Genomic DNA, 4248 nt, shown 5'->3' on the forward strand with positions numbered 1-4248 from the left:
CAACTGGTCGATCATCTTTTCCGTCATGAAGCGGGAAAGATGATCGCCGTGTTGACCCGTATCTTTGGCATCCACAACCTGGAACTGGTCGAAGACACGGTACAGGAGACTTTTTTGAAAGCGCTGCAGGTATGGAAGTACGGGCCGGTCCCTGACAATCCATCCGGCTGGCTGATGCGGGTGGCCCGGAACCAAACGATCGATCTTATCCGTCGTCAGCAGAAAATGTCGGGCATCTCCGAAGAGCTGGCCAGCCGTCTCCGCTCGGACACCGAACACACGATCGAAGAATTCTTCCTGGATACCGAAATAGCGGATAGCCAACTGCGTATGATCTTCACCTGCTGTCATCCCTCGCTCAATCCCGAAGACCAGGTGGCGCTGACACTGAAGACGGTATCCGGTTTTGGGGTAACGGAGATCGCCAGGGCCCTGGTCTCCACCGAAACCACCATTCAAAAAAGGATCTATCGTGCCAGGGAATATATCAAAAAACATTCGATCCGGTTCGAGATCCCGGTCGGCACAGCACTACGGGATCGCCTCGAGACGGTCTATACGGTCCTCTACCTTTTGTTCAACGAAGGTTATAATTCCGTAAAAGCCGACGAGCTGATCCGTCACGACCTTTGCGCCGAAGCCATGCGCCTCTGTAAACTGTTGTCGGAACATGGGATAGGCGCACATCCTTCTACCTACGCCCTTCTGTCCCTGATGTGTTTCCAGGTTTCCCGCTTCGACAGCCGGATCGGGGACGACAATACCATCATTTTATTGCAAAAGCAGGACAGGAGTAAATGGGACCGGGATCTGATCCATATGGGGTATCATTATCTCAACCAATCGTCCGATGGCGACTATCTTTCCGTCTACCATATCGAATCGGCGATTGCGGCGGAACATTGCCTCTCACCCGATTTTGCCTCTACCAACTGGAAGTCCCTTCTTTATTTGTACGATCGCCTGCTGGAGCGAAAACCCATTCCCATCGTCCGGCTCAACCGCTCGGTCCTGGTGGCGCAAATGGGCGATCTGACCGCCGCCATCGATGCGATCCTGGACATCGAAGATATCGGGGACCTGCTCCGGCATCACTATATCTATAGCGCAGTACTGGGGGATCTATATGGACGCGCGGGCAATTTCGCCGAAGCCCGGAGATTGCTGGACATGGCCTGCCATCTTACTTCTTCCCTCGCAGAAAAAAAGTTGCTACGGGAAAAGTTGGACACACTACCTCAATGACTCGTTTGGCCTCGCCGCAATGATTCGTTTGGCGCCGCCGCAGTAATGCATTCGGCCTCGCTAACGTTCGGCCTCGCTAATGCTGCCGGACCGTATCCCTTTTCCCCCGCGCCGAATCCGGGATGCCATTACCCGTCAGGGGACGGACGCCATCCGTAGCCTTTACCGAGCCAAGCGTGCCGCTGGTGGATGTATTGGGATCAGGACGGGCCGTGATGGGCGCCGGGGTTGTACAGGAGACAGCCACGGCGACCAAGGCCATAGCAATGTATAGGGTTTTCATACCTTTCTTTTAGGCAGGAATGCAAGGATCAGGCCATGGCATCATCCTTTCTTCAGCAGTACTTTTTGTCCCGCGAATTCGGTCGAGGCGTCGAGTATGGCTAGCAACTGAGGCCATTTTGCAGCAGGTTCCTCATTGTGTTTGTAGACCCGCTTGAAATGCAGGACCAGTTGACCCCCTTCGATCTTTGCGGCGGTGGTCAGGCTGCCACAGTCGTTCTCGAGCGTCCTGTTCAACTTATCCGCTCCCTGGACGGTGAATCCCTGCGGGATCGCAAAACTGACCGAATAATCGATCGTACGGGCGTAGGGCATATAGATGTCCACTTTCCGGGTACGCTGCGAAGAGGTGAGCTTTAAGGGCGAGCTGACGGTCTTGCCGATGCTCAGAAGTATATTGTTGCCGGCCCTTTGCAGGAGGCCGTCCATCGTGAATTCCGTACTGTAGACCAGGTCCGGCGCACTATGGCGGAGACCCGGGTTGTCCACTTTCCAACTGATCATTTCTTTGGGGTTTTCTTCGAATTCGGAAGAGACCTCTTCCTTAAAACGATCTTTCAACGACTCCCTTGCCTTCTGCAACGCCGTAGCATAGTCCTCGGAAACATTCTTACTCTTCCGGGCCTTTTTCAGATCGTCCATGATCGACTTTTCGACATGCATCGTATTACGTTCCGACTCATAGCAATCTTCGAAATTCAGCAGATGGAGTTGTTCGCCTTCTTTCATTCTGCCGGTAAGGGTCGTTTGCCTTTTCACGCGGACCGATTGCATATCGTCGCCGGAAATATTGATGTGCAGGTTTTCCCGGTGTATATTATCGGCGGCGGCGCTCAGCGGGGTCAGGTTCGTGAGGTTTGGCTGGGCGCCTCTGCGGCCATTCTGGCTATTGATATCGACACAAGGCTGTCCTTCCAGGTAGTCGGGAATATAACCGGGACAAGTGAACATATTGTCATTGGTGATATAGAAAGGTTTGTCCACATCCACCTGGAGCAGGTGTACCAGGTCGCCGGGAATCATGACCTGGCGCATATCGGGGCCATAACGCGAAGGCAGGGCCACGATATGATATTTTATTTTGAAACGGTTGAATACCGTGCCGAGACAAGACAGATAAAGGTCTGTTTTCATCTCCATATGATTACGCCCTTCTCCCACGATCATGTCTTTTTCCACCTGGTTGTAGTAAAGGTTGAACCGGTAGGCATAATAGACAAGATAGGCCAGGCTGTCCTTCGAAAGCGTGTAGTAATGTTTGTCGGCCGCGCGAACGATTTTTTCTACCTGCTGGATGATCATATAGGCGAGTTGCGGGTTGCTTTCCACCCAGGAACGCCTGATCACGTCCGATAACGGTGCGTCTTTGATCACGTCCCCGTTCGAACGTCCGGTCGCTAGTCTGCCGCCGGCAAGTACATTGATCCGGAAGGCAGGCAATTCGCGCAACGAAGACATCCAGAGACCCGTCGGAGCGGCCGGGATATTGTGCAGCTCCAGGTCCAGGACGAGGTCTTTATCCTCATTGGCACTTTGTCTCGCATCCGGCGCCTTGTTCATGCTGCGATATTCTACCGCATATTTATCGCCGATCTCGCAATGGATGGAATAGTGGAGGATGGGGTGATCATCGCCAAAGACAAAGATCAGCCGCTCCGGCTCCCGCAGCGCTACGGACCATTCTTCCACCCGGACATAATAATCCAGGAGATCCCCCACCTGCAGGTCAGCGATAGCCAGCTTACGCTCCAAATCGTCTTTGTCAGTTCGTAAGATCACCGATTCATCAATGCTGATCTGCCGGACCGAGCCATCCGGCTTGATGATCCGGGCGCCGACGAAGGTCGTGGCCGTCCCCGAGATCCACCCATTCAATTTTTTGAATTGACGGAAGTTCAATTGGGAATATTCCTCGAGGGATGCCTTGTCGTTGATCTTTACCAACTCCCGGACGGTACTGTTATAGTAGAAATTACGACGGGCGCCTAAGACCGCCCAATCCATTTTCTTTTTTGAATCGGCTTCGATCACGGCCCGCCGGGCAAGGATCACGCTCGACTCACCCGCGTACCCGGCAGGAACCGTATGACTTGCGAAAGCGGGGAGCTTCCATCCCCATACTTCCTGGTTGACGGCCGCCGCCCGTTCTTTATATTTTACGGTATCCGCCTGTGCGTGGACGGATTGACCGGCGATGACGGCCAGGAGCACAAAGGACAAGGAGTATAGCTTCGAAAACATATTGCGTGCGTTTATTTTTTGGTAAGTGTGACCTGCTGCAGGTAGGCCTTCTTCAAAAGGGCGATATCGGCATTCCATTGCCGGAAGGCGGACCTGGGCAGGTGAACATCCTTGAGAACGATCGTTTTCCGGTATTTCAAGACATTCCCTTCCTGTTTATAGGACAGCGAGAACCCGTATCCATTGCGTTGTATATCCAGGGCGGGGGGCAGGCCCGAAACGGTATAACCCGCGGGGATCGCGAGGTTGGCTTCCGTGATGCGGTCCTCTTTGCATTCGAAGAGGTAGTCATGATGACGGCTGGTCGTGTCGATAGAAGCCTCAGAAAATTCCTTCCGGAAATCGAGGTCCAGGTAAAGATCCTTGTCGAAAGCCGTAGCCGCATTGTTAAACACCAGGTTGTAGTGATAGGTGAGGTCGATGTTCCGGTTGTCCATCCCTTCCTGTTTCACATCCGTCATGAGATAATTCACATTGCCC

4 protein-coding genes are annotated in these 4248 nt (G+C 53.3%); 1 reads left to right on the forward strand and 3 read right to left on the reverse strand.

What is annotated here, in order from left to right:
- On the forward strand, positions 1-1245 hold a 1245-nt coding region (locus VGM48_RS13720), incomplete at its 5' end, for an RNA polymerase sigma factor (RefSeq protein ID WP_331580003.1).
- 76 nt (positions 1246-1321) lie between these two features.
- On the opposite strand, the gene VGM48_RS13725 is transcribed toward VGM48_RS13720, so the two are convergent.
- The 3 genes from VGM48_RS13725 to VGM48_RS13735 form a co-directional block, all read right to left on the reverse strand.
- Positions 1322-1528 (reverse strand): hypothetical protein, encoded by a 207-nt coding sequence (locus VGM48_RS13725; RefSeq protein WP_331580005.1) that lies wholly within the window; start codon positions 1526-1528, stop codon positions 1322-1324.
- 41 nt (positions 1529-1569) lie between these two features.
- A complete protein-coding gene (locus VGM48_RS13730; protein ID WP_331580007.1) occupies positions 1570-3768 on the reverse strand; it encodes a DUF3857 domain-containing protein in 2199 nt (732 codons plus the stop codon).
- An 11-nt stretch (positions 3769-3779) separates the two neighbouring features.
- Positions 3780-4248: hypothetical protein (locus tag VGM48_RS13735; protein WP_331580009.1), on the reverse strand; the 469-nt coding region annotated here is incomplete at its 5' end.

Source organism: Puia sp., from assembly GCF_036500295.1.
In the GTDB taxonomy this organism is placed as follows: domain Bacteria; phylum Bacteroidota; class Bacteroidia; order Chitinophagales; family Chitinophagaceae; genus Puia.